We start from the raw sequence: 26,029 nt of genomic DNA, 5'->3' as shown, positions 1-26,029 counted from the left end.
AGCGAATGCCGGGTAATACTCGTCAACGATCTGATAGAGAAGGGTTTGCTCGGGTCGGTGGCTCTGGTAACGACCAGTATCCCGATCCCGGCTGGCCGTCCTGGCCGCCACATGAGGCATGTTCCGCGTCCTTGCAATACTGTGTTTACATACAGTCTATCGCTTAGCGGAAAGTTCTTTTACCCTCAGCCGAAATGCCTGCCGTTGCTAGACATTGCCAGCCAGTGCCCGTCACTCCCACTCGATCGTCGCCGGCGGCTTGCCGCTGATGTCGTAGACCACGCGCGACACGCCACGGACCTCGTTGATGATCCGGTTGGAGACCCGACCAAGGAAGTCATACGGCAGGTGCGCCCAGTGCGCGGTCATGAAGTCGATGGTCTCGACCGCGCGCAGCGCGATCACCCACTCGTAGGCGCGCGCGTCGCCGACCACGCCCACCGACTTCACCGGCAGGAACACGGCGAAGGCCTGGCTGGTCCTGTCGTACAGGCCGGCCTTGCGCAGCTCGTCGATGAAGACCGCGTCCGCGCGCGCGAGGATGTCGGCGTACTCCGGCTTCACCTCGCCCAGGATGCGCACGCCCAGCCCGGGGCCCGGGAACGGATGCCGGTACACCATCTCGTGCGGCAGGCCCAGCGCCACGCCGATGCGCCGCACCTCGTCCTTGAACAGCTCGCGAAGCGGCTCCACCAGGCCCATCTTCATGTGCTCGGGCAGGCCGCCGACGTTGTGGTGGCTCTTGATGACGTGCGCCTTGCCGGTCTTGCTGCCGGCCGACTCGATCACGTCGGGGTAGATCGTGCCCTGCGCCAGCCACTTGGCATTGGCCAGCTTGCCGGCCTCTTCGTCGAAGATCTCGATGAACAGCCCACCGATGATCTTGCGCTTGGCCTCGGGATCGGTGACCCCGGCCAGCGCGCTGAAGTAGCGATCGCGTGCATCGACCCGGATCACGCGGATGCCGAGCCCATGCGCGTCGGACGCATCGGCGAAGGTCGCCATCACCTGGTCGCCCTCCTGCCAGCGCAGCAGGCCGGTGTCGACGAAGACACAGGTCAGCTGGTCGCCGATCGCGCGGTGCAGCAGCGCGGCCACGACGGAGGAATCGACGCCGCCTGAGAGACCCAGGATCACATCGTCGCTACCGACGGTTTCGCGCACGCGCGCGACCTGGTCCTCGATGATGTGCTCGGCCGTCCACAGGGTTTCGCTGCCGCAGACGTCGACCACGAAGCGGCGCAGCAGCGCCTGGCCCGAGGTCGTGTGCGTGACTTCCGGATGGAACTGCACGCCGTACCAGCGCCTGTCCTCGTTGGCGAAGGCCGCGACCGGCACGCGCGAGGTACTTGCGGTGACGGTGAAGCCGGGCGGTGCCTTCGAGACGTGGTCGCCGTGGCTCATCCACACGTCCAGGCGCGGCGGTTCGCTGCCATGGTCGTTGAGCTCGCCGAACAGGCGATCGCGCGCCATCAGCGTGACTTCGGCGTGGCCGTATTCGCGCGCATCGGCGGCTTCGGTCTCGCCGCCGAGCTGCTTGGCCATGGTCTGCATGCCGTAGCAGATGCCGAGCAGCGGCAGGCCGCTGTCGAACACCTCCTGCGGCGCGCGCGGGCAGCCCTCGACCGTGGTCGACTCCGGGCCGCCCGACAGGATGATGCCGCGGGCGCCGAAGGCCGCGATCTCGGACGGGTCGTGGTCCCAGGCCCAGATCTCGCAGTACACGCCCAGTTCGCGCACGCGGCGCGCGATCAGCTGCGTGTACTGGGCGCCGAAATCGATGATGAGGATCTTGTCGCGGTGCAGGTCGGTCATGGCGTGGGGTCTTGGGGGGGGGCCGCGGGAACGGCCATCCGGAAGGTGCATTGCTCGAGCTCGGCGCTCCACTCGCCGCCGTTGCCGGTGCAGGAATCGCGCAGCTGCCAGCCGCGGTAGAAGTCGTAGCCGTAGACCACGGCCGCCACCAGCGCCGCGACCAGGAGGCCGCGGACCAGGATGCGACGGCCGGGCGCGCGCGGGTCGCGAAGGTTTGGCGCCTTCATCAACCGGCCCTGTAGTTCGGCGGTTCCTTGGTGATCTGCACGTCGTGGACATGGCTCTCGCGCTGGCCGGCACCGGTGATCTTCACCATCTGCGGCTTGCTGCGCATGTCCTCGACGGTGCCGCAGCCGACGTAGCCCATCGTGGCCCGAAGGCCGCCGATCAGCTGGTGGATCACGCCGCTGAGCGGGCCGCGGTACGGCACCCGGCCCTCGATGCCTTCCGGCACCAGCTTGTCGGCCGAAGCGGCCTCCTGGAAGTAGCGGTCGCTGGAGCCCTTCTCCATTGCCGCCAGGCTGCCCATGCCGCGATAGCTCTTGTAGCTGCGGCCCTGGTAGAGCTCGGTCTCGCCGGGGGTTTCCTCGGTGCCGGCGAACAGGCCGCCGATCATCACCGTGGACGCGCCGGCGGCCAGCGCCTTGCCGATGTCGCCGGAGTAGCGGATGCCGCCGTCGGCGATCAGCGGGATGCGGTCCTGCAGCGCGGAGGCGACCATGTCGATGGCGGTGATCTGCGGCACGCCCACGCCCGCGACCACGCGCGTGGTGCAGATCGAACCCGGGCCCACGCCGACCTTGACCGCGTCGGCGCCGGCGTCCAACAGCGCAAGCGCCGCGTCGCCGGTGACGATGTTGCCGCCGACCACCTGCAGCTGCGGATAGCGCTTCTTGGCCCAGGCCACCCGGTCGATGACGCCCTGCGAATGGCCGTGCGCGGTGTCGACGATGATGACGTCGACGCCGGCGGCGGCCAGGCGCTCGATGCGCTCCTCGGTATCGCCGCCCACGCCCACCGCGGCGCCGACCAGGAGGCTCTCGGACAGATCCTTGGCGGCGTTCGGGTTGTCCTGCGCCTTCTGGATGTCCTTGACGGTGATCAGGCCGCGCAGCTGGAATTCGTCGTTGACCACCAGCACCTTCTCGATCCGGTGGCGGTGCAGCAGCTCGATCACTTCGCCGTCGCTGGCGCCTTCCTTCACCGTGACCAGCTTGTCCTTGCGGGTCATGATGTTGCGCACCGGGTCATCGAGCTTCTTCTCGAAGCGCATGTCGCGCCCGGTGACGATGCCGACCAGCTGGTCGCCATCGACCACCGGCACGCCGGAGATGTTGCGCGCGCGGGTGAGCCGCAGCACTTCGCCGATCGAGGTCTGCGGGCCGACGGTGAAAGGTTCGCGGATGACACCGGCCTCGAAGTTCTTGACCTGCAGCACGTGCGCGGCCTGGCGCTCGGCGCTCATGTTCTTGTGCACGATGCCGATGCCGCCGAGCTGGGCCATGGCGATGGCCAGGCGGGCTTCGGTCACCGTGTCCATGGCGGCGGACACGATCGGAATGTTCAGGCGCAGATCGCGCGTGAGCCGGGTGGCGAGGGAGACGTCCTTGGGGAGGACCGTGGAATGCGCCGGGACGAGCGAGACGTCGTCGAAGGTGAGCGCTTCAGCCTGGATGCGCAGCATGGGCGTGCCGGTGGTGGTGAAGCACGACATTCTACCCCGTCGCCATCGGCTGCAGCGCGGCCAGTGGCGGAATGGCGCGTCCCGCCCGGTATCCCGTGGGGCAGGCCGCGCCCCGGCGCTCAGGTGCCCGACGCAGCGGCGTCCGCAGCCTCGGCGGCTTCCAGCGTGTTCTGCATCAGGGTGGCCACGGTCATCGGCCCGACGCCGCCGGGCACCGGCGTGATCCAGCTCGCGCGCGCGGACGCCGCGGCAAAGCCGACGTCGCCCACCAGGCGGCCATCGTCCAGGCGGTTGATGCCGACATCGATCACCACGGCACCGGGCTTCACCCACTCGCCCGGCACCAGGTCGGGCTTGCCCACCGCCACCACCAGGATGTCGGCCTCGCCCACGTGCCGGCGCACCACGTCGCGCGGCGTGAACTTGTGGCAGCTGGTGACCGTGCAGCCGGCGATCAGCAGCTCGAGTGCCATCGGCCGCCCGACGTGGTTGCTGACCCCCACGATCGTCGCGCTCTGCCCGCGCACCGGGCGGTCGGTCCAGGCCAGCAGCGTGGTGATGCCGCGCGGCGTGCAGGGCCGCAGGCCGAACTGGCGCAGCGCCAGGTGGCCGACGTTCTCGGGGTGGAAGCCGTCGACGTCCTTGCGCGGATCGATGCGGTGGATCAACCGGGTGGCGTCGGGAATGCCGGGCAGCGGCAGCTGCACCAGGATGCCGTGCACCCCGGGATCGGCGTTGAGGCGGTCGATCAGCGCCAGAAGCTCGGCTTCGGTCGTGCCTGCGGGCAGGTCGAAGTCGAGCGCACGGATGCCGACGATGCCCGCCGCGCGCCGCTTGTTGCGCACGTAGGAGCGCGAGGCCGGGTTGTCGCCGACCAGCACCACGGCCAGGCCGGGCGCCGCGTGGCCGGACGCGGTGCGCGCTTCCACCCGCAGCCTGAGGGCGTCGAGGAGTTCATCGGCGATGCGCTTGCCGTCGAGGATGCGGGCCTGGTGAGCGATATCGGGCATGCCTGTGGGTCGCGGGCGTGAGGCCTTCATTGTCGCCGATCGACACCGCATGACGCGAGCCGCGGGGCGGACATGGCCTCAATCGATCGGCGGCTGCCCTGCGGCCGGGCAGCGCGGCACGCCCGAACCGACCACGCAGTGCACGCAGCACTGCGGTGCCGGCGCAGGTGCCTGACCGGCCATGGGCGGCGCCGGTGCAAGCCGGGCAAGCTCGGCCGGCGGCCGCAGCTGCAGCAGCGCCGCCCAGTCCTGGCGGTTGGCGCTGCAGGCCGATGGCTGGTCCGGGCTGCATTCCACGCCGTCACCGCCACGCAGCGGCAGCTCGGCGAACCGGCCGCCCTCGGTGAGCGGCAGCAGGCGCATGGTGACGCCGTCGAACACGTTGCCGCCGACCATGCGCGCGGTGCGATCGCCTTCTTCCGCGGCCGAGACCACGATGTCGCAGTGCATGCCCAGGCCGCCATCCTGCGCGCTGAGCAGGGTCGCCAGGCCGCCGAAGCCGTAGCTCCTGCCCGGCACCCGCACGTAGCACAGCAGGTCGCCGCGGGCCGGCCGCGCCGCGTGTGGATCAACGATGCGGTACGGGCTGCCGTCCGGATCACGATAGGCCGCCCGCACGTAGTCGACGTGGCTGGCCGACGCGCCGAAGCCCGGCAGCGCGGCGCGTCGCATCACCCAGGACACGAAGGCGGCCGACCACGGCGTGTCGACCACGAAGCTGCGGCAGGCAGGTGCCGGGTACGCGTCACTGGCGGCAACGCACTCCGCCGCGCCGGCGCGCTGCTGCACCTGCCACAGCAAGCCGCTGCCGCGCCAGTACCCGGCCACCCGCAGCCACGCGGACTGGCCGTTGGCCAGGCGTGCGGTCTCCGCCTCGCGCACGGTGGAGCCCGCAAGGCGACCGTCACGGTCGATGAAGCCGCGATACCAGGCCTGGTGTTCCTCGCAGGCCGTGGCTGCGATCCGGGTGGCCGCATCCGGCGCCGCCTGCTGCGCCCGCAGCAGCGGACAGGGGTCGGACGCCCACGCCGATGTCGGCGCCAGCACCAGGGACGCAAGCAGGAGGAGCGCGAAAGCGGCGTGCTGCCACGGCCGATGTGCCATGTGGAGATTTCCCCGGAATGTCCACCGGAGCGTATCGCAGCGCCCGGGCGCGGGTACTCACGCGCAGGCGACGGCTCCCTCAGCCCGCGCAGAAGGCCTCGTAATCGATGTAGCCGGGGAACGCCGCGTCCGGCGCGCACAGCGGGCACGCCGGATCCGGCGTCAGCCGGGTTTCGCGGAAGCGCATGCCGAGCGCGTCGAAATGCAGCAGGCGCCCGCGCAGCGGCTCGCCCACGTGCAGCAGCAGCTTCAGCGCCTCGGTGGCCTGCAGCATGCCGACCACGCCGGGCAGCACGCCAAGCACTCCCGCTTCGCTGCAGTTGGGTGCGGCATCGGCGGGCGGGGGCTCCGGGAACAGGCAGCGATAGCACGGCGCTTCGCCGCGATGGCGCCCGGCGTCGAACACGCTCACCTGGCCTTCGAAGCGGTGCACCGCGCCGTAGACCAGCGGCACCCCCAGCCTCACGCAGGCGTCGTTGAGCAGGTAGCGCACGGGGAAGTTGTCGGCGCCGTCGACCACGACGTCCACGCCTTCCAGCAGGCGCTCGACGTTGGCCGAGGTCAGCCGTTCGGCCACCGCCTCGATCTTCATCCGCGGATTGAGGGCCGAAAGCCGCACCTCGGCGGAATCGACCTTGCGCATGCCGATGTCGGCATCGGCGTGCAGGATCTGCCGCTGCAGGTTGCTGCGCTCGACCACATCGTCATCGACGATGCGCAGCTCGCCCACGCCGGCTGCCGCCAGGTAGAACGCCGCCGGCGAACCCAGGCCTCCGGCGCCGAGCATCAGCACGCGCGCCATCGCCAGCCGCTTCTGTCCGCGCATGCCGATCTCGGGCAGCAGCAGGTGGCGCGAGTAGCGCTCGTGGAAGTCCTGGTCGCGCGGCTGCGCGGGCGCCTCGGGTCGCGCCATTGGCAGGCCTTCGGCGGCCCACAGCAGGGTGCCGCCGCGAACGGAGTGCACGTTGCGGTATCCCTGCCGCAGCAGGGTCTCGGCCGCCAGCATCGAACGCCCGCCGCTCTGGCAGATGAGCAGCAGCTCCGCGTCGCGGTCGTGGAAATGGAAGTCGGGTTCTATTTCGAGTTCATCGCGGGAGATCCCCCGCGCGCCTTCGGCCATGCCGAGCTCGCGCTCGTGCTCCTCGCGTACGTCGACGAGGATGGCGCCCGTGGTGGCGATGCGACGCTGCGCCTCGCGTGGTGTGATATCGATGACCGGCATGCCGCGATTATCCTGCATGGGCCCACTCCCGCCGACTGTGGCGTGCCCCGATTGCGCCCTACCCTACGCCATGGCAGGGCCGCGCGCCGGGCCGGCCGCGGGACGCACCGTTCAGACCGGCGCGAAGCCCGCGGCGGCGAGGTCGGCCGGCGTATTGAGGTTGCCGAAGCGCAGGCCGGCAAAGCGCACAGCGACCATGCCCAGGCGCGACTGCAGGCCGTGCACGGAGAGTTCGCCGGAGCTGAGCACGGCGGGCAATGCCGCGCGCAGCGCCTCCACCCGCCACAGCGCGACCAGCGGCTGCCGGCCGTCATCGTCTTCGGCCCAGGCACCGTCGCCGCCCGCAGCGCGGAGGCTGCGCAACAGGCAGTCGTTGACCGAGACCAGGTCGACCGGGAGGGTGAGCAGCCAGGGGGTCGTGCAGGCGTCTGCCAGGGCCTCCAGCCCGCCCAGCGGACCAAGGCCGGCGCGGCGGTCGGCGATCGCGGCCAGCCCGTGGCTGGCATAGCGCTCCAGGTCGCGATTGGCCGACACCAGCACCGCGTCCACTTCCGCCTCGACACGTTGCGCCAGGCGCAGCACCTGCGCTTGCCCGCTTCTTTCAAGCCAGGCCTTGTCGGCGCCGTCCAGGCGCGTGGCGCGCCCTCCGGCCAGCAGCCCGAGCGTGGTCGCCGCGGCGCTCACTTGCCGCGCTTGGCGTGCCTGACCAGGCGCTTGCGCTTCGCGACCTGGCGCTCGCTGAGCACGTTCTTGCGGTCCTTGTAAGGGTTCTCGCCTTCGCGGAACACGAAGCGCACCGGCGTACCCACCAGCTTGAAGCGCTTGCGGAAGAAGTTCTCGAGGTAGCGCCGGTAGCTGTCGGGCAAGGTGCGCAGCCGCGTGCCGTGGACCACGATCGTCGGCGGGGTATCGCCGCCGGGGTGCGCGAAGCGCAGCTTGGCGGCATGGCCACGGACGACCGGCGGCGGATTGGACTCCGCGGCCATTTCGATCGCGCGGGTCACTTCGGCGGTGCTGAAGATGCGCGTGGCCGAGGCGTGGGCGCGGTGCACGGCGGCGAACAGCTCGCGCAGCCCGGAGCCATGCAGCGCACTGATGCGCACGGCCTCGGCCCAGGGCACGAAGGCGAGCTTGCGCGACAGCAGCGCCTCGACCTGCTCGCGCTGGTAGGTGTCCAGCCCGTCCCACTTGTTGACCGCGACCACCAGCGCACGGCCGGCATCGAGCACCGCGCCCAGCACGCTGGCATCCTGGTCGGTCACGCCCTCCCGGGCGTCGATCATCACCACCGCGACCTGGCACTGTTCGATCGACTGCAGGGTCTTGATGATCGAGAACGTTTCCACCGCTTCGTCGACCCGCGACTTGCGGCGGATGCCGGCGGTATCGACCAGCTGGTACAGGCGGCCGTCACGCTCGAGGTCGACCGCGATCGAATCGCGGGTGGTCCCGGCAACGTCGGAGGCGATCATCCGCTCCTCGCCGAGGATCCGGTTGACCAGGGTCGACTTGCCGACGTTGGGCCGGCCGATGAAGGCGAGGCGGATGCGTTTCGGGTCGTCGGCCAGCGCTTCGGTCGCGCCTTCCTCTGGCACCCGTTCGCGGATCTCGTCGACCAGGTCGTCGATGCCCTGGCGGTGCGCGGAGGAGATCGCCAGCACGTCCTTGAAGCCGTAATGCGCGAACTCCGCCACGGCGGCGCGGGCGTCCATGCCGTCGGTCTTGTTGACCACGAGCAGGGTCGGCCGGGCCGACTTGCGCAGCCAGGCCAGGATCTCGTCGTCCACGGTCGACGGGCCTTCGCGGCCGTCGACCACGAACAGCACGAGGTCGGCCTCGTCGGCGCCGGCACGGGCCTGGCGCGCGGTGGCGCCGGCCAGGTTGCCGGTCGTCAGGTGCACCCCGCCATCGGCGATGCCACCGGTATCGACCAGCGCGAACGGGCGCTCTTCATCGATCCGGCACACGCCGTAGTGGCGGTCGCGGGTCACGCCCGGCTGGTCGTGCACCAGCGCGTCGCGCGTCCGGGTGAGCGCGTTGAAGAGCGTCGACTTGCCGACGTTGGGGCGGCCTACGAGGGCGATCAGGGGAAGCATGCTGTGTCGTGCCTTGGTGCGGTGCGGGGCGGAAACGCGCGGCCCCGGGCAGTGAGACTACCCGGGGCCGCGGCTGTCCGCCATTTTATCGGGTTCAGTCGATGCGCCAGGCGCTGAGGTCGCCGTTGACGTTCTGGACCACGAGGATGCCGTCGGCCACGGCCGGACGCCCGGCAATGGCCGCCCGGCCGGCGCGCGTGCGCGCGGCGAACTCGCCGTCGGACAGGCGCATCCAGTGCAGGTAGCCGTCGAAATCGCCGACCACGGCATAGCTGCCCTGCACTGCCGCCGGACCCGGGTTGCGCCGGGCCAGCGCAGGCTGCTGCCAATAGGCCGTGCCCACGTACTTGTCGATTCCCCAGACCGTGCCGGCGGCATCGCTCACCACGACCCGGTCGTCGGCCATGCCGACGCCGCCTGCACCGCCACTTTCAGCGGCCCAGAGCGGACGGCCCGACGGGCCTTCGAATGCCATGGTGGTGCCCTTGTAGCTGCTGGCGAACACGGCGCTGCCATCGACCACCGGCGCGCCGTCGACATCGGCCATGCGCTCCAGCTCGGTGCGTCCATCGGGCGCCCCGACCGGCTGTTCCCAGACCAGGCGCCCGTCCGCCAGCGACAGCGCGGCCAGGTTTCCTTCATCGGTGCCGATGAACGCCAGGCCGGGCGCCAGGGTGACCGGTGCATTGCCGCGCACGGTCAGGGACGGCAGTTCACGTACCCAGAACCAGCGGCGTTCCCCGCTGGCCGCATCGAAGGCGGTGACCCGGCCATCGTTGGAGCGCACGACCACCAGGCCCTGGCCGACGGCGGGGCGCGTGATCACCTCGTTGGGCACCTGGGCGGTCCAGCGCAGGGCGCCGGTTCCGGCGTCCAGCGCCACCACGTCGCCATCAAGCGAGCCGGCGGCCACCAGGCCGTCGCCCGCGCCCGGCCCGCCAGACAGGCGCAGGTCCGTCTCGTGGTGCCAAAGGCTGCTGCCGCTCTGGAGGTCGAATGCGCGCACCCCACCCTTCACCGACGCGGCATAGACGCGTCCATCGGCGATGGTTGCCGCCTGGGCCACGCCGGTGTCGCCGTCGCCCTTGCCGGCGCTGGCCGTCCAGATGCGGCTGGGCGTGGCGGACGACTGGAACTCCACGAGCTCGGCCGGCTCGGTATGGGCCTTGTCGTCATCCCCGCCGAACCAGCCCCGGACGGTGCTGCAGCCGGTGACCATGGCGACGCATGCGAGCAGGGGCAGCGCGCGTGCGGCAAAGCGCCGGGCGTGGCGGCGCGAGTGCGTGTGCGTGAGGGCGGTCATGGGGCTTCTTCCTCGATCCTGGCGGGCGTGCCGCCGACGTCGATCAGTTTGATTTCGAGCAGTTGGCGCTGGCTCACCGCCGCTTCGTCGAGCCTGGTGAGCGCCGCCAGGTACGCCTCGCGGGCCTGCTCCATGCGGCCGGCGGCGTACTCGGCGTCGCCACGGACCTCGAGGCTGCCGGCATCGTCGGCATCGCCGAGCGCCGCCAGTGCTTCGTCGATCCTGCCGGCGTCGACCAGCAGCACCGCGCGGCGGCGCGCGACCACCGGGGCCAGCGCCGGCTCGGGATCGCCGATGTCCGAAAGCGTCTTGATCGCGGCTTCGCCGTCACCCGCCCCGACCTGCGCGGCGGCGAGCTCAAGGGCCACCAGCGTGCCGTAGACGCCGTCGCCAAGCCCTGCCCCTTCGGCAAGCGTGCGCGCCTTGTCGAGTTCGCCCGCGGCGATGCTGTCGCTTATCGCGGCGTAGGCATCGCCCGAGGCAACGCGCTGGGCCAGCAGGTGGTCCTGCCACTTCCCGTATCCGTAGACCAGGGCAAGCGCGACCGCGATGCCTGCGATGACCCCGAAGGCGTTCTGGCGGATCCACTCGCGTACGCGTTCGCCCTGTTCGTGCTCATCGAGCAACTCGTCTACTGCCATGTCCGTCCGATCGTGCTGGGTACCGCGCCGCCATTCGAGGGGCAGGCACCGGAAAGGGAACGGCCCGTGAGCGGGCCGCCGGTTTCATGCGCCGGGCCCGACCGGGCCGCCGCATCCGCTGCGCGTCGTACTCAGTGTTCGACAGGCGCCAGCGAACCGTCAGAGGATACCGTAAAGCGGGCGACGTTCGCCCGCAGGTAGGGGGAGAGATCCTGCTCGACGCCGTCGCGGCGCACGGCCACGGCGCCGGCATTGCCGAGCACGACGCGGCCGACCTCGCCCGCGGCGAAGCTGCGCACGGCCCCCGCGCCAAGCAGGGACTGCTCGATGAGGCTGCCGTCCGGCGCGGTGATCTCGACCCAGCTGTCGGCGTCTACGCGCAGTTCGAGCGCCCCTTCCGCTTCGACCGGCAGCGACGCCACCGGGATCGGTGCGTGCCTCTGCACCGGCGCCATCGACGCCACCAGCGGCGTGGGGCCGCGCTGTACCGGCACCGCCGTCGGCGAGGGCGTGGAGACCGGCACGTCGAGGGAGCCCGACACCGTGTCCTGGGGCGACAGGTGCAACCAGACCGGCAGTGCAATGGCGCCGGTGATCACGACATAGACCAGGCGACGCGCGAACTGCTCGGCCACGATGCGCATGCGCGGCACATAGGTCCGCGGCATGAGTTCGACCGGCTGCACGGCGGCGACGCCGGAGGCGGCATGCACGGTGTCGGTGGCAAGTCCCAGCAGGCGTCCGTAGCTGCGCAGCTGCCCGCGGATGAAGACCGGCGCGCCGAGGCGGCTCCAGTCCTCGGCTTCGAGCGACTCGACCACGCGCACCGGCATTTTCAGCCGGCTTGCCACGTCCTGCACGGACAGGCCCGCGGCTTCACGCGCGGTGCGGAGGCGTTGGCCGCAGCCCTGGTGGACATCGGCGGTGTTTTGGTCTGGCGGCATCATCGTGAACTGCTGTCCCCGGGCAGCGCTGCCTGCGCTTGCGGAAATTCCGTCCGCAGACGCTGAACATAACGAGCGGCGGCAGCCTTGTCGCCGAGCTTTTCTTCGATCTGTGACGCAAGTAGTAACGCGGCGGGCGTTGCCGGCGCTGCGTCGAGGCGACGCTGCGAAAACGCCCGCGCCTCGAAATCTTTCCCCTGCCCGTAAAGATGCCGTGCCAGCGCTTCGAGCGCAACCGCGTTCACCGGATCCAGCCGCAGCGCGGCGCGCAGGTCGCGCTCGGCCCGCCCCGGCTGCCCGCCTTCCACCGCGCAGGCACCCGCGTTGGCGAGGGCCGACTCCGGACTCGCGTAGCTGCGATCGGCCAGCGCCCGGTCGAACCAGTCCAGCGACTCCGGCGCACGCCCGTTGAGGCACAGCCAGCTGCCGTAATTGTTGAGCGCGGGCCCCGAGGCTGGTGCCAGCTCCGCGGCGCGGGCGTAGTACCCGCCGGCCTCGCCGGCCTGGCCCTGGCGCTCCAGTGCCAGCGCCATCAGCGTGTGTGCGAGCGGGTTGCCGGCGTCGGCTTTCAGCGCCAGCCCCGCCTGCTCCCTGGCATCAGCGGTGCGCCCTTCCCTCAGCGCCTGCTCGCCGCGAAGCAGGTGCGCACGCGCGTTGCCGGCGCCATTCCGACTGCGCTTGTCGTCGCTGAAATCGTAGGTCTGCGCCACCTGTTCGGAGCTGCCGCGCGCAGCGCTCGGTTTGACGAAGCTCAGCCGCGAACACCCGGAAACAAGTACGACGAGCGTGAGTGCAACCACAGCCGCTGCGCCATCAGGAAGGCGCATGGCTGTCCTTCCCCGCCTCGAGGCTGCGGCGGAAATCCGCCTGGCGCCGGGTCCGGTCGGCCACCTGGCCCTTGAGCTGGCCGCAGGCGGCATCGATGTCGTCGCCGCGGGTGCGGCGCACCGGCGCGATCATGCCGGCGCTGTTGAGCAGTTTCTGGAATGTCCTGATCGCGAGTTCGCCGGGGCGCTCATAGCGCGTGCCCGGGAAGGGGTTGAACGGGATCAGGTTGATCTTGGCGGCGTCCTTCATCTGCACGGCGCGGTCGAACGCGCGCAGCAGCTGCACGAGCTCGAGCGCGTGCTCGGGCTGGTCGTTGACGCCCTTCATCAGGGTGTACTCGAAGGTCACCGACTCGCCCTTCTTGCGCAGCGCGTAGCGCACGCAGGCGTCCATCAGCTGGGCGATCGGATACTTCTTGTTGAGCGGCACCAGGGTGGTGCGCAGCGCGTCGTTGGGCGCATGCAGGGACACGGCGAGCGAGACGTCGCTCTCTTCGGCCAGGCGGTCGATCATCGGCACCATGCCGGCGGTCGAGAGCGTCACGCGCTTGTTGGCCAGGCCGTAGCCGAGATCGTCGCGCATCACGCTCATGGCGCGCACGACGTTGTCGAAATTGGCCAGCGGCTCGCCCATGCCCATCATCACCACGTTGGTGAGGCGGCGCTGCTTGTGCGGGATGTTGCCGAGGTGCTTCGCCGCCACCCAGACCTGGCCGATGATCTCGGCGGTCGACAGGTTGCGGTTGAAGCCCTGGGTCGCGGTGGAGCAAAAGGTGCAGTTGAGCGCGCAGCCGACCTGCGAGGACACGCACAGCGTGCCGCGCCCCTTGTCGGGGATGTAGACGGCCTCGATCGCGTTCTTGCCGTCCATGCCCAACAGCCACTTGTGGGTGCCGTCTTCGGACGCCTTGTCGAAATGGACCTGCGGCACGATGACGTTCGCGCGCTCCTGCAGCTTGGCGCGCAGCGCCTTGCCGAGGTCGGTCATTTCCTCGAAGTCGGTGACGTGGCGGTGGTGGATCCACTTCATGACCTGGTGCGCACGGAAACGCTTCTCGCCGAGTTCGTCGGCAAAAAAGTTCTCAAGCCCCGCACGATCGAGGTCAAGGAGGTTCTGCTTGGGCGTGGCTTGGGTCACTGTGTTTCCGGGGTCAGGCATTTGCCACGGATCACGCGGACGAGGGCATCAATGCGGATAGAGCGGAAAGCGCGTGAAAAAGACAGGCTTTGTCACGTCTGCTTTTGCTTGATCCGCGTTCATCCGCGTGGATCCGTGGCAAAAAATCAACGGGCGTAAACGTCCGTCGACGGGAAGAAGTACGCGATTTCGACGGCGGCGGTTTCGGCGGCGTCGGAGCCGTGCACTGCATTGGCGTCGATCGAGTCGGCGAAGTCGGCGCGGATGGTGCCGGCGGCGGCTTCCTTGGGGTTGGTGGCGCCCATCAGGTCGCGGTGCTTGAGGACGGCGTTCTCGCCCTCGAGGACCTGGATCATCACCGGGCCGCTGATCATGAACTCGACCAGCGCGTTGAAGAACGGACGCTCGCGGTGCACCGCGTAGAAGCCTTCGGCCTCGGCGCGCGACAGCTGCTTCATCTTCGAGGCGGCGATCTTCAGGCCGGCCTTTTCGAAGCGGGAATAGATTTCGCCGATGACGTTCTTGGCAACGGCATCGGGCTTGATGATCGACAGTGTGCGCTCCAGCGCCATGGGAAGGTCTCCGGTAAAACGGGCCGGCCATCCTGGGCAGACCCGAAAGGTAACAGAAAAACCCACGCCGGGGCGCGGGTTTAGCCGACAAGGCTGTGTCTGATTCTACCGGATCGTGCACGCCGTCTGCACGCGGTTTCGCGATCATTCCGGGTTGACCCGCCATTCACGGCCGGCCTACTATCCAAACAAGCGTTTGATTCAGGCAGGACCCCTCCCGCGTCATGGCAAGCACCCAGTTTTCGACCAAGGACCGGATCCTCGGCGCCGCCGAGGAGCTGTTCGCCCAGCACGGCTTCAGCGGCACCTCGCTGCGCCAGGTCACCGGACGCGCCGACGTCAACATCGCCGCGGTCAATTACCACTTCGGAAGCAAGGAAAACCTCATCAACGAGGTGTTCCGGCGGCGCATGGACGAGATGAGCCGACAGCGACTGGCGTCCCTGGCCGAGGCCCGCGCCAGCAGCCCCGGCGAGTTGGCCCCGGTCCTCGCCGCGTTCGTGGAGCCGGCGCTCGCGCTGGCCCGCGACCGCCAGGGCGGCGGCGCCTTCATCCGCGTCATCGCGCGCGCCTACGCCGAGAAGAACGATGGCCTGCGCAAGTTCCTGTCCGAGCAGTACGGCCATGTGCTGCGCGAGTTCGCGCGGGCGATCGCCGAGTGCGTGCCCGAGCTGGACAAGGAGCAGCTGTACTGGCGCCTGGACTTCCTGTCCGGTGCGCTGACCTACGCAATGTCCGATTTCGGGCTGATCAAGCGCCCCACCGGGGTGGCTGAAATCGCCCACCGCAAGCGCGCCGCGGAGGAGCTCATCCGCTTCGCGGTCGCCGGAATCAAGAGTTGAATCTCCCTTGCATCAAGGAGTTGCATAACATGTCTGAGAAATTGCTTGTGCGTCGGGCCGCCGTGCTCGGTGCCGGAGTGATGGGCGCCCAGATCGCCGCCCATCTCACCAACGCCGGTGTCGACACCGTGCTGTTCGACCTTCCGGCCAAGGAAGGCGAAGCCAACGGCATCGTCAATCGCGCCATCGCCAGCCTGGGCAAGCTCAGCCCCGCACCGCTGGCCTCGAAGTCCCTGGCCGCGGCGATCGCCCCCGCCAACTACGAGCTGGGCCTGCAGCGTCTCAAGGACTGCGACCTGGTGATCGAGGCGATCGCCGAACGCATGGACTGGAAGCAGGACCTGTACGCGAAGATCGCACCCTTCATTGCCGATCACGCCGTGCTCGCCAGCAACACCTCGGGCCTGGGGATCAACAAACTGGCCGAAGTCCTGCCTGAAATGCTGCGGCCGCGCTTCTGCGGCGTGCACTTCTTCAACCCGCCGCGCTACATGCACCTGGCCGAGCTGATCCCGGCCAAGGGCACCGACAAGGCCGTGCTGCAGGGACTGGAAACCTTCCTGACCACCACGCTCGGCAAGGGCGTGGTCTACGCGCGCGACACCCCGAACTTCATCGGCAACCGCATCGGCGTGTTCTCGATCCTCGCCACCATCCACCACACCGTCGAGGGCGGCCTGGGTTTCGACGAGGTCGATGCCCTGACCGGCCCGCTGGTCGGGCGCCCGAAGTCGGCGACCTACCGCACCTCCGACGTGGTCGGCCTGGACACCATGGGCCACGTCATCAAGACCATGGCCGACACCCTGCCCGACGACCCCTGGCACAAGTACTTCAAGTCGCCGAAGTGGCTGGCCGCGCTGGTCGAGAAGGGCGCGCTGGGCCAGAAGGCCGGCGCCGGCATCTTCCGCAAGGTCGGCAAGGACATCATGGTCCTGGACCTGGAGAAGCAGGACTACCGCGCGGCCGACCGCAAGGCCGCCGACGAGGTGGTCGAGATCCTGAAGACGAAGGATCCGGTGGCGAAGTTCGCCGCGCTGCGTGCCAGCGAGCATCCGCAGGCGAAGTTCCTGTGGGGCGTGTTCCGCGACCTGTTCCACTACAGCGCCTACCACCTGGCCGACATCGCCGAGACCGCGCGCGACGTCGACCTGGCCATCCGCTGGGGCTACGGCTGGTCGCTCGGCCCGTTCGAGACCTGGCAGGCCGCGGGCTGGAAGCAGGTCGCGCAGTGGATCGCCGACGACATCGTGGCCGGCAAGGCGATGAGCGACGCCCCCCTGCCCGACTGGGTCTTCGACGGCCGCGACGGCGTGCACTCCGCCGAGGGCAGCTACAGCCCGGGCAAGAACGCCCGCCTGCCCCGCTCCGCCCTGCCCGTCTACAGGCGCCAGCGCTTCCCCGATCCGCTGCTGGGCGAGTCCTTCCCCACCGGCGAGACCGTGTTCGAGAACGACGGCATCCGCATGTGGACCGATGGCGACGACATTGCCGTGGCCTCGTTCAAGACCAAGATGCACACCGTTTCCGACCACGTGCTCGATGGCCTCCAGGAGGCCGTCGCCCGCGCCGAGCGCGACTTCGCGGGCCTGGTGATCTGGCAGCCGAAGGAGCCCTTCTCCGCCGGTGCGGACCTGGCCGGCGCGCTCGGCCTGCTGCAGGCCGGCAAGGTCGACGCCTTCGAAGCGATGGTCGCCAACTTCCAGGCCACCAGCCAGCGCATCAAATATTCGCTGGTGCCCGTCGTGGCCGCGGTGCGCGGCCTGGCTCTGGGCGGCGGCTGCGAGTTCCAGATGCACTCGGCGCGCACCGTCGCGCACCTCGAGAGCTACATCGGCCTGGTCGAGGCCGGCGTCGGCCTGCTGCCGGCCGGCGGCGGCCTGAAGGAGTTCGCCGTACGCGCGTCGGAGGCGGCCGGCCCGGACGGCGATGTGTTTGCCGAGCTCAAGGGCTGGTTCGAGTCGGTGGCAATGGCCAAGGTGTCCACCTCGGCGATGGAGGCGAAGGAGCTCGGCCTGCTGCGCCCGCAGGACAAGATCGCCTTCCACGCCCACGAGCTGCTGTATATCGCAAAGCAGGAAGCGCGCGGCCTGGCCGAAACCGGCTACCGCCCGCCCCTGCCCGCCCGCCGCGTGCGCGTGGCCGGCGACGTCGGCATCGCCACCTTCCGCATGCTGCTGGAGAACATGCTCGAAGGCCGCTTCATCAGCGAATACGACTACGAGATCGCACAGCGCATCGCGACCGTGGTCAGCGGCGGCGACGTCGACCGGAATTCGGTGGTCGACGAGGACTGGCTGCTGCGGCTCGAGCGCCAGCACTTCGTGGAACTCGCGCAGCAGGAGAAGACCCAGGCCCGCATCGCGCACATGCTCAAGACCGGCAAGCCGCTGCGCAACTGACGCTTTTGTGGGAGCGGCTACAGCCGCGATTTTCCCACCGCCCGTCAGCTGATCGCGGCCACGGCCGCTCCCACAAGAAGCTGCAGCCTTTGAATTCCAGAGAGAACAGTCTATGACCCGTCAAATCCAGGACGCCTATATCGTCGCCGCCACCCGCACTCCGGTAGGCAAGGCGCCCAAGGGCGTGTTTCGCAATACCCGGCCCGATGACATGCTGGCCCACGTGCTGAGGGCCGTGGTCGCGCAGGTGCCGGGCATCGACGTCAACCGCATCGACGACGCCATCATCGGCTGCGCCATGCCCGAGGGCGAGCAGGGCATGAACGTGGCGCGCATCGGCGTGCTGCTGGCCGGGCTGCCCGACACCGTGGCCGCGCAGACCATCAACCGCTTCTGTTCGTCGGGGCTGCAGGCCGTGGCGCTGGCGGCGGACCAGATCCGCCTCGGCAACGCCGATCTGGTGCTGGCCGGCGGCACCGAGAGCATGAGCATGGTGCCGATGATGGGCAACAAAGTCGCGCTGTCCCCGGCCGTGTTCCGCGACGACCACGTCGCCATCGCCTACGGCATGGGCATCACCGCGGAAAAGGTTGCCGAAGAATGGAAGGTCTCGCGCGAGGACCAGGACGCGTTTGCGCTGGCGTCGCACCAGAAGGCGCTGGCGGCGCAGAAGGCCGGCGAGTTCCGCGACGAGATCTCTTCGCTGGAGATCATTTCGCGCCAGCCGGACCTGGGCGGCGGCAGCATGCGGCTCAGGAAGCTGCTGGTCGAGCACGACGAGGGCCCGCGCCCGGACACCTCGCTTGAAGGCCTCGCCAGGCTGCGCACGGTGTTCCGCAACGGGCAGTTCGGGGGCACGGTGACCGCCGGCAACTCATCGCAGATGAGCGATGGTGCCGGTGCCGTACTGGTTGCCTCGGAGCAGGCGATCAAGGATTACGGCCTGACCCCGCTGGCCCGCTTCGTGTCCTTCTCGGTCGCAGGCGTACGTCCCGAGGTGATGGGCATTGGCCCGATCGCGGCGATCCCGAAGGCGCTGAAGCAGGCCGGCCTGACCAAGGACCAGTTGGACTGGATCGAACTCAACGAGGCGTTCGCAGCCCAGGCACTGGCCGTCATCCGCGACTCCGGGCTTGATCCCGACAAGGTCAACCCGCTCGGAGGGGCGATCGCACTCGGCCATCCCCTCGGCGCGACCGGTGCCGTGCGCACCGCGACCATCGTCCACGGCATGCGGCGCCGCAAGCAGAAGTACGGCATGGTCACCATGTGTATCGGCACCGGCATGGGCGCCGCGGGCATCTTCGAGGCCCTGTAACGGGAAGGGCGCCTCTCGGCGCCCCTTTGCGTCCTGACCTGCCCGCGGGAGCGCGGCAGGTACCGGGGGTTCAGCGCGCCCGGCCGTAGATTTCCACTCGCGTAGTGCCGTCGGGGTTCGTGCTGCGCGAGACCACCGAGTTCGGCATGCCGCTGCCGACGCCCGACATATACATCAGAATCCAGTCCTCGGCCTTGCCGTTGGTCTCGAACTGGCCGTCGATCCGGCACGTGCTGCTGCGGCAATCGACGCTCAGCTGCTGCGGTTCGGCATTGGCCACCACAAACTCCGGCTGGCTCGCCAGGCTGGTGAGTTCCTTGATCTTTCCGGGCGCCCATGCGGGGTCGACCTGCTCGCTGGCGAAGCGCTGCGCGGACTCCTCGCGCAGGGTTTTGATGCGCGCCTGGTGTTCCTCGCGCATCTGGGCCCGTCGCTCGACATGACCGAGCACGCCCTCGTCGCGCAGCGACCTGTCGGCCTGCGGCGTACGCACCCGCGTCGCCTCCGGCGGCGCCGCTCCGGGCACGCTGGCCACGGGCGCTTCAGCCACCTGCTGCGCAGGGTCGTGGGTATCGACCTGGTCCCGCCCGCGCAGGACAAAGGTTCCGGCGATCACCGCGAGCACGACGACGCCAGCGGCGATAAGGGGGATCCTGTTGCTTGGTTTCATCAATCGGTACTGCCTGCTTTTTCTGGGTGACTGCAAGTGTCAATGATTGCCCGGATCAAAAAAAGGGCGCCGGGGTTACCCGGCGCCCTTTGGATGTCGCGTGGAGCAGGCTTCAGCCGCGATCAGACCGCGACGTCGGCTTCGTCCCAGAACACGTAGGTATCGTTGATGCCGACGCCTGCGGGCAGGAGGCAGCTGATGGCGACGAGGCCGGACTGCATGCCGCCGCCTGCGAAGTCGTCGTCGAACCAGTACAGGTTGGCGTCTTCACCGCTGCCGTTGGCCGGGATATCGACGCTCATCGACACGTACTCGTTCTCGCCACCGGCGTAGCCGGTCACGCCGGTGCAGGTCACGGTGGCCACTGCGTCGGTGCTGTTGGTGAAGTAGGTATCGACGAGGAACGACGAGTTGTTCACGGCAGCGGCGGAGTCGAACTCGAAGCCGCAGGTGACGTAGCTGGCCTGCGAACCTTCGTTCTGGATGGCCAGCGGACGCTTGCGGATCGCCGTCTCAAAGGCGGGCAGCGCCCCCTGGCAGCGTGCGGCCGGCTGCGAGGAGTTTCCGTGCAGCGACTGCGCGGTGGCCGGAATGCTGTACGTGGCCGCGACGGCAAGCGTCAGGCCAGCAATGGTTGTTGCAAGCTTCATGAAGCGTTCTCTCCCTTGGTGATGTGCTGTCAAGCGATCAGGGGCACGTAACCCGCACCCGTCCTGACCATCTGAATATACCCCTGCGCTCCCGACAATGTCACCTGTCGGACGCACCTTATGAATCCACCACGCCCAGCTCGGCCAGCGCGTCGCGCATGAAGCCCTGGGCCGACTCACTGAGCTTTTCATGGTCCAGCGCGTGCCTGATCGTGGCTTCGATCAGCCCGAGGTGGGTGCCGCAATCGAAGCGCGTGCCCTGGAAACGATAGGCCAGCACCTGCTCTTCGGCGAGCAGCACGGATATTGCGTCGGTGAGCTGGATCTCGCCACCGGCGCCCGGCCTGGTGGTTTCGAGCAACCCGAAGATGCGCGGCGACAGCACGTAGCGTCCGACCACGGCGAGGTTGCTCGGAGCATCGGCAGGCGCCGGCTTCTCGACGATCGCGGTAACCGGCCCCTGGCGATCGCTGAACTCGCCCGTCGCCACGATGCCATAGCTGGAGACCTGCTCCGCGGCCACCGCCTGGGTCGCGATCACGCTGGCGCCGCTGGCTTCGGCCAGGTCGGCCATCTGCCGCAGTGCGCCCGGCCCGTCGCGGTTCCAGATCAGGTCGTCGGGCAGGATCACCGCGAACGGTTCGTCGCCCACCACCGGCTTGGCACACAGCACGGCGTGGCCCAGGCCGAGGGCTTCGGTCTGGGTCACGAAGATCGCCTGGACCCCGGCCGGGAGCACGTTGCGCACGACCTCCAGCAGCTCCAGCTTGCCCGACGCCTCGAGCTTCTGCTCCAGCTCGTAGGCCTTGTCGAAATAGTCGGCCACGGCGTGCTTGTAGCGATTGGTGACGAACACCAGGGTGTCGCAGCCTGCGTCGATTGCCTCGTCGACCGCGTACTGGATGAGCGGGCGATCGACGATCGGCAGCATCTCCTTGGGAACGGTCTTGGTGGCGGGCAGGAACCGGGTGCCCAGGCCCGCCACGGGGAATACGGCCTTGCGAATGCGTTGTGTCATGTCCTTCTTGCGTTCCTTGCTGGAAATGCGACCACGGTTGCCGCCCGCGGCCCCGAATCCGCCGCCAGCGGCGCGAACTCCGGCACCGACTCGCGCAGCACCCTGCCAAGGGTGTCGATATCGTAACTTGCCACCGCTTCGTGCAATTTGGCGAGCGCGGACTCGATGCGGTCGCCGGCCACGCTGCGCGCCTCGGCCTGCAGGATCTTGGGATGCGCCGTGGGCCGGTAGCGCTCCTCGGAGTGGAACAGGGTTTCGTGCAGCTTCTCGCCCGGGCGCAGGCCGGTATAGACCACCGCGATGTCGCGCCCCGGCTGCTTGCCTGCCAGGGTGATCATCTGTTCGGCGAGCAGGCGGATCGACACCGCCTCGCCCATGTCCAGGGTGTAGACGGCCTGCAGCGAACCGATCGCGACCGCCTGCAGGATCAGCTGGCAGGCCTCGGGGATGGTCATGAAGTAGCGCGTGACCTCCGGGTCGGTCACCGTGACCGGCCCGCCCTGGCGGATCTGCTCGCGGAACAGCGGCACCACGCTGCCTGCCGAATCAAGCACGTTGCCGAAGCGCACGGTGACAAAGCGCGTGCCTTCGACCCCCGTCATCGCCTGGCAGACCATCTCGGCCAGGCGCTTGGTCGCACCAAGCACGTTGACCGGATCGACGGCCTTGTCGGTGGAGATCAGGACAAAGGTACCTACGCCCGCGGCGTTTGCCTCGCGCGCGACCGTGGCCGTGGCCAGGACGTTGTTGCGCACCGCCTCGCGCAGCTGTCCCTCAAGGACCGGTACCTGCTTGTAGGCGGCCGCATGGAACACCGCTTCCGGCGGCGACAGCGACAGGGCGTGGCGGATCACGGCCGGATCGCCGCAGTCGCCGAGCACCGGCAGGCAATCGATCTGCGGGAAGTCGCGGCGCAGCTCGCTCTGGGTGGTCGCAAGGGCCAGCTCGTCGATCTCGATCAGGGTGATCTGCCGCGCCCCGTGGCGCGCGCACTGGCGGCACAGCTCCGCGCCGATCGAGCCACCGGCACCGGTGACCAGCACGCTGCGCCCGCCCAGCCAGCCGCGGATCGCCTTCCAGTCGGGTGTGACCGGCTTGCGGCCCAGCAGGTCCTCGATGGCGACCTCCTTGAGCTCGCCCGGCAGCGACCGGCCCTCGAGCAGGTCATTGAGCCGCGGCACGGTGCGGAACGGCAGCCCGGTGCGTTCGCAGGCGGCGACGACGCGGCGCATGGCGGTCGCATCCAGCGACGGCATCGCGATCACCAGCAGCTTGGCCGCGGTTTCCGGCGCGATGCGCACGACGTCATCGATGCGTCCCAGTACCGGCAGGCCTTGCAGATAGCTGCCGCGCAGCTTGGCGGCATCGTCGAGGAAGCCGACCGGCTGGTAGGCGCCGACCCGCCGCAGGTCGCGGACCAGCGCTTCGCCTGCCTGGCCCGCGCCGAGGATGAGTACCCGCAGCGCCGCCTTGTCGGTCCGCTCGTTGCCGTGGTCCTTCCACGCCCGGTACAGCAGCCTGGGCATGCCCAGCAGCGCCGACAGCACGACTGGATAGGCCAGCATCACCGTGCGCGAAACCTGGCCGGCGCGGTCGAAGACGAAGAACAGCAGCGGCAGGATCGCCAGCAACCCGAACAGGCTCGCCTTGATGATGTTGACCAGGTCGGGAATGCTCGCGAACCGCCAGACCCCGCGGTACAGGCCGACCTGCCAGAAGATCAGTCCCTGCACGATCAGGATCAGCAGCATCTCCGGCGACAGCAACGGTGCAACCGCCGCCTGGTCGAGTGCGGAATGCCGGAAATAGTTGAGCCCCGCCCATGCCGCCCAGACCATGAGCAGGTCATGCACCACCACCGAAGCACGCGGCAGGCCTGTCCTGACGCGGTCGCTCAAGCTGATCATCTAGCGGGCATTCCTTTTCCTGATGTGGTCGGCGTTAGTGATGGCATGCCAGGCCAGTGTCCCGGTCACGACGCAGATCACTGCCAACGCCAGTCCGATCGTGACGCCGTGTCCCTCCGCCGCGCTGGCCATGACTACGGCTGCCAGGGTCCACGCACCATAGAGCAAGGTGACCGGTACATGCGACCCGCGGGCGGCCGCCAGGCGCTGGTACGCGTGCCCGACGTGCGCCGACCACCAGCGCTCGCGGCGGACGATGCGCCTTGCCAGCGTCAACGCCGCGTCAATGAGGAAGGCCGAGAGCGGAAGGAAGACCAGCGGCACCAGGCCTGCGCCCTCCGCCGTGCGCTCCGGGAGCAGGAGCAGGACGGCCAGCACCGCCAGCGCGAAGCCGAGGACTCCACTGCCGACATCGCCGAGGAAGATCGTCGCCCGCGGGAAATTGAAAGGCAGGAAGCCCAGGCATGCGGCGGCAAGCCCCAGGGCGGCGAGTGCCGCTCCGGGGTCGCTGGACAGCAGCGCGAATCCAACCGCCACGAGCGCCCCCTGGCTGGTGGCCAGGCCGTCGATTCCGTCCATGAAGTTCCAGACGTTGACCAGGACCGGGACCGCCAGCAGCGCCGCGGCCGCAAGCCAGGCCGCGCCACCGGCAGCCACGAGCCCCGCGGCCAGGGCCAGCCCCGCGACCAGATGGGCCGCAAGCCGCCACCAGGGCGACAGTGGTCGGTGATCGTCGATATAACCGGCACCGCCCACGAGCAGCACCCCGGCCACGGCGGCCGCAGCGAGGGGGCCGGGCAGTCGGCCTTCCGCCGCCAGCGCGACGCAGGCCAGCAGCCACGCGACCGCGATACCGATGCCGCCTCCGCGCGGAGTCGGCACCTCGTGGCTGCGGCGCTCCCCCGGCATGTCGAGCAGGCCGTGGCGAAGCGCGTGGCGCCTCGCCAGCCATGCCCCCGCCGCTGCCACCGTGGCAGCCATCGCCAGCCACGGCAGCGTGCTTGTCCAGTCGAGCTGCGCCATCAGACCACGGCGTAGTTCAGCAAGGGCTTGATGCTGCCCCATTCCTTGCAGGAAGGGCATTGCCAATGGTGGCTGCGCGCCCCGAAGCCGCAGCGGTTGCAGCGATACGCGGGGTTGCGCACGAGCAACTGGTCGGTGATGTGGCGCAGGTCCTGCAGCGTGGTGGCTTCGTGGCCGCCTTCGGCCAGCGTCAGGTCGATCAGGGCGGCCTCGCCGCGAACCGAGGGGCGGTCCTTGAGCTGTTCGGCCAGGAAACGCCGGGCTGCCGGAACCCCCTCTTCCGCTTCGACCAGCCGGGTCAGCGCGAGGACGGGAGCGACGCCCCGGTAGTGCTCGCTCATCTCGGTCAGGAACGCGCGTGCGCCGGGAGAGTCGCCGACGCGGTCGTATGCCGAGCGCAGCGGCGGGAGGATTTCGGGCAGGTAGTCCGGATCGTGACGCGCCGCGCGCTCGTACGCGCGGATGGCGGCGGCGTCGTTGCCGGCGTCAAGCTCAAGCCGGCCCTCGAGCATGCCGGCGCGTACCGATGTCGAGTCCGCGGCATACGCGCGCACCACCGCCTGGCGTGCGCCATCGCGGTCGCCCCCGGCGCGCAGGCGCTCGGCAAGCTCGCATTCGAACTGTCCGATCAGCTTGCCCATCGGCTCGCCGGTCACCTGTTCGTAGCGGGTGGCGTTCTCGATCGCCTTCGGCCAGTCACGTTCGGCCTGGTAGATGTCGATCAGGTGCCGCAGCGCCTGCGGCGCACGCTGGTCGATGGCGGCAAGTTCGGTGAACACGGTCTCGGCGCGATCGAGCAGGCCCGAACGCATATAGTCTTCGCCCAGCGCCAGCAGCGCCTGCACCTTCTGCTGGTCGTTGAGGTCGGGGCGCTGGACCAGGCCTTGGTGCAGCCGGATCGCACGGTCGACCTCGCCGCGGCGGCGGAACAGGTGGCCCAGCGCGACCTGGGTCTCGAACGTTTCCTTGTCGAGTTCGGCGATGTGCAGGAACAGCTCGATCGCCTTGTCCGGCTGCTCGTTGAGCAGGTAGTTCAGGCCGCGGAAATACGTGGTGGAGAGCTTGCTGACCTGGCTGTCGCTGTGACGTTCGCCACCGCGGCGCCCGATCACCCATCCGCTGAGCGCGGCGATCGGCAGCAGCAGGAAGAACCAGAACCACTCGGTGACGAAAGCCATGTCAGTTCGCGTCCGTTGCATTGGGGCCGGCGGCTTCCCGGCGCCGGCGCTGGCGCAGCGGCAGGACCACCGAAACCATGATTGCCAGTCCACCGGCGATGACGCCAAGCAGCAGGGTTGCCAGCAGGGCCACGCCAAGCGTGGGCCGCAGCACGACAAGGCCGAAGTCGACCTGGACCACCTGGGGATTGAGTGCGCCCACTGCAACGCCCGTGACGAGGCACAGCATGGCGATGAGGATGCGAATCGGGCGCATGGGCGGCTAGCTTAGCCGAGCCCGTGGCCTGCAGTCAGCAAATGCTTCAGTCTTCGGTCGGCAGCGGCATGACGTCGCTGACGCGCTCGCGAAGCTCCTTGCCGGGCTTGAAATGGGGAACGTGCTTGCCCGGCAGCGCGACGGCTTCGCCGGTCTTGGGATTGCGGCCGGTGCGCGGCGGGCGGTAGTGCAGCGAAAAACTGCCAAACCCCCGGACCTCGATGCGCTCGCCGTTGGCCAAAGCGCCTCCCATCACCTCCAGCAGCGACTTCACCGCAAGATCGACGTCGTCGGCCTTCAGGTGCCCCTGGCGCTGGGCGAGGATTTCGATGAGTTCAGACTTGGTCATGGTGCCCTGGCTGGCGTCGGACAGCCGATGGCGGCCTGGTTTGACCCAGGCCGCCGCCGG

25 protein-coding genes are annotated in these 26,029 nt (G+C 69.1%); 3 read left to right on the top strand and 22 right to left on the bottom strand.

The window, feature by feature from the left end; translation table 11 throughout:
• Positions 1–231: 231 nt before the first annotated feature.
• The 14 genes from guaA to ndk all read right to left on the bottom strand — a co-directional run bounded on the left by guaA (position 232) and on the right by ndk (position 14,356).
• On the bottom strand, positions 232–1,815 hold the full coding sequence (gene guaA, locus WCD84_RS10600) for a glutamine-hydrolyzing GMP synthase (RefSeq protein ID WP_343281343.1): 1,584 nt from the start codon (positions 1,813–1,815) through the stop codon (positions 232–234).
• On the bottom strand, positions 1,812–2,042 hold the full coding sequence (locus WCD84_RS10595) for a hypothetical protein (RefSeq protein WP_343253986.1): 231 nt from the start codon (positions 2,040–2,042) through the stop codon (positions 1,812–1,814). The genes guaA and WCD84_RS10595 overlap by 4 nt, the downstream gene beginning before the upstream one ends.
• Positions 2,042–3,499, bottom strand: coding sequence for an IMP dehydrogenase (gene guaB / locus WCD84_RS10590; protein ID WP_343254037.1), 1,458 nt, complete (start codon positions 3,497–3,499; stop codon positions 2,042–2,044). Before guaB ends, WCD84_RS10595 begins: the two co-directional genes overlap by 1 nt.
• A gap of 119 nt (positions 3,500–3,618) precedes the next feature.
• Complete coding sequence (gene folD / locus WCD84_RS10585; protein ID WP_343281342.1) at positions 3,619–4,509, bottom strand: bifunctional methylenetetrahydrofolate dehydrogenase/methenyltetrahydrofolate cyclohydrolase FolD; 891 nt, start codon at positions 4,507–4,509, stop codon at positions 3,619–3,621.
• A gap of 78 nt (positions 4,510–4,587) precedes the next feature.
• The gene (locus WCD84_RS10580) at positions 4,588–5,613 is read right to left on the bottom strand and encodes a DUF2272 domain-containing protein (protein ID WP_343281341.1); all 1,026 of its coding nucleotides are present in this window, start codon (positions 5,611–5,613) and stop codon (positions 4,588–4,590) included.
• A gap of 79 nt (positions 5,614–5,692) precedes the next feature.
• Positions 5,693–6,835 carry a molybdopterin-synthase adenylyltransferase MoeB gene (gene moeB / locus WCD84_RS10575; protein WP_343254038.1) on the bottom strand — a complete coding sequence of 381 codons (1,143 nt, stop codon included), beginning with the start codon at positions 6,833–6,835 and terminating at the stop codon, positions 5,693–5,695.
• A gap of 111 nt (positions 6,836–6,946) precedes the next feature.
• On the bottom strand, positions 6,947–7,519 hold the full coding sequence (gene mobA, locus WCD84_RS10570) for a molybdenum cofactor guanylyltransferase (RefSeq protein ID WP_343281340.1): 573 nt from the start codon (positions 7,517–7,519) through the stop codon (positions 6,947–6,949).
• Positions 7,516–8,931, bottom strand: coding sequence for a ribosome biogenesis GTPase Der (der, locus tag WCD84_RS10565; protein ID WP_343253990.1), 1,416 nt, complete (start codon positions 8,929–8,931; stop codon positions 7,516–7,518). Before der ends, mobA begins: the two co-directional genes overlap by 4 nt.
• Before the next feature lie 94 nt (positions 8,932–9,025).
• Positions 9,026–10,234 (bottom strand): outer membrane protein assembly factor BamB, encoded by a 1,209-nt coding sequence (bamB, locus tag WCD84_RS10560; RefSeq protein WP_343253991.1) that lies wholly within the window; start codon positions 10,232–10,234, stop codon positions 9,026–9,028.
• On the bottom strand, positions 10,231–10,875 hold the full coding sequence (locus tag WCD84_RS10555) for a YfgM family protein (protein ID WP_343253993.1): 645 nt from the start codon (positions 10,873–10,875) through the stop codon (positions 10,231–10,233). The genes bamB and WCD84_RS10555 overlap by 4 nt, the downstream gene beginning before the upstream one ends.
• A gap of 131 nt (positions 10,876–11,006) precedes the next feature.
• Entirely contained in the window at positions 11,007–11,822 is an 816-nt protein-coding gene (locus WCD84_RS10550; protein ID WP_343281339.1) for a RodZ domain-containing protein, read from the bottom strand.
• The gene (locus WCD84_RS10545) at positions 11,819–12,646 is read right to left on the bottom strand and encodes a tetratricopeptide repeat protein (protein ID WP_343253995.1); all 828 of its coding nucleotides are present in this window, start codon (positions 12,644–12,646) and stop codon (positions 11,819–11,821) included. Before WCD84_RS10545 ends, WCD84_RS10550 begins: the two co-directional genes overlap by 4 nt.
• The gene (gene rlmN / locus WCD84_RS10540; protein WP_343253996.1) at positions 12,633–13,784 is read right to left on the bottom strand and encodes a 23S rRNA (adenine(2503)-C(2))-methyltransferase RlmN; all 1,152 of its coding nucleotides are present in this window, start codon (positions 13,782–13,784) and stop codon (positions 12,633–12,635) included. The genes WCD84_RS10545 and rlmN overlap by 14 nt, the downstream gene beginning before the upstream one ends.
• Before the next feature lie 146 nt (positions 13,785–13,930).
• Positions 13,931–14,356, bottom strand: coding sequence for a nucleoside-diphosphate kinase (gene ndk, locus WCD84_RS10535; RefSeq protein ID WP_343253997.1), 426 nt, complete (start codon positions 14,354–14,356; stop codon positions 13,931–13,933).
• Positions 14,357–14,580: 224 nt separating this feature from the next.
• On the opposite strand from ndk, the gene WCD84_RS10530 reads away from it, so the two are divergent.
• The 3 genes from WCD84_RS10530 to WCD84_RS10520 all read left to right on the top strand — a co-directional run bounded on the left by WCD84_RS10530 (position 14,581) and on the right by WCD84_RS10520 (position 18,918).
• Entirely contained in the window at positions 14,581–15,198 is a 618-nt protein-coding gene (locus tag WCD84_RS10530) for a TetR/AcrR family transcriptional regulator (protein WP_343253998.1), read from the top strand.
• Between the two features lie 29 nt (positions 15,199–15,227).
• On the top strand, positions 15,228–17,600 hold the full coding sequence (locus tag WCD84_RS10525; protein WP_343281338.1) for a 3-hydroxyacyl-CoA dehydrogenase/enoyl-CoA hydratase family protein: 2,373 nt from the start codon (positions 15,228–15,230) through the stop codon (positions 17,598–17,600).
• Between the two features lie 112 nt (positions 17,601–17,712).
• Positions 17,713–18,918: an acetyl-CoA C-acyltransferase gene (locus WCD84_RS10520; RefSeq protein WP_343281337.1), complete on the top strand. Its 1,206-nt coding sequence runs from the start codon at positions 17,713–17,715 to the stop codon at positions 18,916–18,918.
• Positions 18,919–18,988: 70 nt separating this feature from the next.
• On the opposite strand, the gene WCD84_RS10515 is transcribed toward WCD84_RS10520, so the two are convergent.
• The 8 genes from WCD84_RS10515 to WCD84_RS10480 all read right to left on the bottom strand — a co-directional run bounded on the left by WCD84_RS10515 (position 18,989) and on the right by WCD84_RS10480 (position 25,969).
• Positions 18,989–19,588: a hypothetical protein gene (locus WCD84_RS10515; protein ID WP_343281336.1), complete on the bottom strand. Its 600-nt coding sequence runs from the start codon at positions 19,586–19,588 to the stop codon at positions 18,989–18,991.
• 122 nt (positions 19,589–19,710) lie between these two features.
• A complete protein-coding gene (locus WCD84_RS10510; RefSeq protein WP_343254003.1) occupies positions 19,711–20,238 on the bottom strand; it encodes a hypothetical protein in 528 nt (175 codons plus the stop codon).
• A 118-nt stretch (positions 20,239–20,356) separates the two neighbouring features.
• Positions 20,357–21,256, bottom strand: a complete 900-nt coding sequence (gene galU, locus WCD84_RS10505) for a UTP--glucose-1-phosphate uridylyltransferase GalU (RefSeq protein WP_343281335.1) — start codon at positions 21,254–21,256, stop codon at positions 20,357–20,359.
• On the bottom strand, positions 21,253–23,163 hold the full coding sequence (locus WCD84_RS10500; protein ID WP_343281334.1) for a polysaccharide biosynthesis protein: 1,911 nt from the start codon (positions 23,161–23,163) through the stop codon (positions 21,253–21,255). The genes galU and WCD84_RS10500 overlap by 4 nt, the downstream gene beginning before the upstream one ends.
• On the bottom strand, positions 23,164–24,246 hold the full coding sequence (locus WCD84_RS10495; RefSeq protein WP_343281333.1) for a glycosyl transferase: 1,083 nt from the start codon (positions 24,244–24,246) through the stop codon (positions 23,164–23,166).
• Positions 24,186–25,364 carry a lipopolysaccharide assembly protein LapB gene (gene lapB, locus WCD84_RS10490; protein WP_343254008.1) on the bottom strand — a complete coding sequence of 393 codons (1,179 nt, stop codon included), beginning with the start codon at positions 25,362–25,364 and terminating at the stop codon, positions 24,186–24,188. Before lapB ends, WCD84_RS10495 begins: the two co-directional genes overlap by 61 nt.
• A 1-nt stretch (position 25,365) precedes the next feature.
• Positions 25,366–25,620 carry a LapA family protein gene (locus WCD84_RS10485; RefSeq protein WP_343254009.1) on the bottom strand — a complete coding sequence of 85 codons (255 nt, stop codon included), beginning with the start codon at positions 25,618–25,620 and terminating at the stop codon, positions 25,366–25,368.
• A gap of 46 nt (positions 25,621–25,666) precedes the next feature.
• Positions 25,667–25,969, bottom strand: a complete 303-nt coding sequence (locus WCD84_RS10480) for an integration host factor subunit beta (RefSeq protein WP_343254010.1) — start codon at positions 25,967–25,969, stop codon at positions 25,667–25,669.
• Positions 25,970–26,029 lie beyond the last annotated feature (60 nt).

This window comes from Luteimonas changyuni, assembly GCF_039548395.1.
Lineage (GTDB): Bacteria > Pseudomonadota > Gammaproteobacteria > Xanthomonadales > Xanthomonadaceae > Luteimonas.
Note: the sequence above shows the minus strand (reverse complement) of the source record. Positions and strands in the feature narration are given on the sequence as shown.

Excerpts from the sequence above, each read along its gene's own strand:
- guaA (WP_343281343.1), bottom strand. The coding sequence starts at position 1,815 with ATGACCGACCTGCACCGCGACAAGATCCTCATCATCGATTTCGGCGCC.
- WCD84_RS10595 (WP_343253986.1), bottom strand. The coding sequence starts at position 2,042 with ATGAAGGCGCCAAACCTTCGCGACCCGCGCGCGCCCGGCCGTCGCATC.
- guaB (WP_343254037.1), bottom strand. The coding sequence starts at position 3,499 with ATGCTGCGCATCCAGGCTGAAGCGCTCACCTTCGACGACGTCTCGCTC.
- folD (WP_343281342.1), bottom strand. The coding sequence starts at position 4,509 with ATGCCCGATATCGCTCACCAGGCCCGCATCCTCGACGGCAAGCGCATC.
- WCD84_RS10580 (WP_343281341.1), bottom strand. The coding sequence starts at position 5,613 with ATGGCACATCGGCCGTGGCAGCACGCCGCTTTCGCGCTCCTCCTGCTT.
- moeB (WP_343254038.1), bottom strand. The coding sequence starts at position 6,835 with ATGCCGGTCATCGATATCACACCACGCGAGGCGCAGCGTCGCATCGCC.
- der (WP_343253990.1), bottom strand. The coding sequence starts at position 8,931 with ATGCTTCCCCTGATCGCCCTCGTAGGCCGCCCCAACGTCGGCAAGTCG.
- bamB (WP_343253991.1), bottom strand. The coding sequence starts at position 10,234 with ATGACCGCCCTCACGCACACGCACTCGCGCCGCCACGCCCGGCGCTTT.
- WCD84_RS10555 (WP_343253993.1), bottom strand. The coding sequence starts at position 10,875 with ATGGCAGTAGACGAGTTGCTCGATGAGCACGAACAGGGCGAACGCGTA.
- WCD84_RS10550 (WP_343281339.1), bottom strand. The coding sequence starts at position 11,822 with ATGATGCCGCCAGACCAAAACACCGCCGATGTCCACCAGGGCTGCGGC.
- WCD84_RS10545 (WP_343253995.1), bottom strand. The coding sequence starts at position 12,646 with ATGCGCCTTCCTGATGGCGCAGCGGCTGTGGTTGCACTCACGCTCGTC.
- ndk (WP_343253997.1), bottom strand. The coding sequence starts at position 14,356 with ATGGCGCTGGAGCGCACACTGTCGATCATCAAGCCCGATGCCGTTGCC.
- WCD84_RS10530 (WP_343253998.1), top strand. The coding sequence starts at position 14,581 with ATGGCAAGCACCCAGTTTTCGACCAAGGACCGGATCCTCGGCGCCGCC.
- WCD84_RS10525 (WP_343281338.1), top strand. The coding sequence starts at position 15,228 with ATGTCTGAGAAATTGCTTGTGCGTCGGGCCGCCGTGCTCGGTGCCGGA.
- WCD84_RS10520 (WP_343281337.1), top strand. The coding sequence starts at position 17,713 with ATGACCCGTCAAATCCAGGACGCCTATATCGTCGCCGCCACCCGCACT.
- WCD84_RS10515 (WP_343281336.1), bottom strand. The coding sequence starts at position 19,588 with ATGAAACCAAGCAACAGGATCCCCCTTATCGCCGCTGGCGTCGTCGTG.
- WCD84_RS10510 (WP_343254003.1), bottom strand. The coding sequence starts at position 20,238 with ATGAAGCTTGCAACAACCATTGCTGGCCTGACGCTTGCCGTCGCGGCC.
- galU (WP_343281335.1), bottom strand. The coding sequence starts at position 21,256 with ATGACACAACGCATTCGCAAGGCCGTATTCCCCGTGGCGGGCCTGGGC.
- WCD84_RS10500 (WP_343281334.1), bottom strand. The coding sequence starts at position 23,163 with ATGATCAGCTTGAGCGACCGCGTCAGGACAGGCCTGCCGCGTGCTTCG.
- WCD84_RS10495 (WP_343281333.1), bottom strand. The coding sequence starts at position 24,246 with ATGCCCTTCCTGCAAGGAATGGGGCAGCATCAAGCCCTTGCTGAACTA.
- lapB (WP_343254008.1), bottom strand. The coding sequence starts at position 25,364 with ATGGCTTTCGTCACCGAGTGGTTCTGGTTCTTCCTGCTGCTGCCGATC.
- WCD84_RS10485 (WP_343254009.1), bottom strand. The coding sequence starts at position 25,620 with ATGCGCCCGATTCGCATCCTCATCGCCATGCTGTGCCTCGTCACGGGC.
- WCD84_RS10480 (WP_343254010.1), bottom strand. The coding sequence starts at position 25,969 with ATGACCAAGTCTGAACTCATCGAAATCCTCGCCCAGCGCCAGGGGCAC.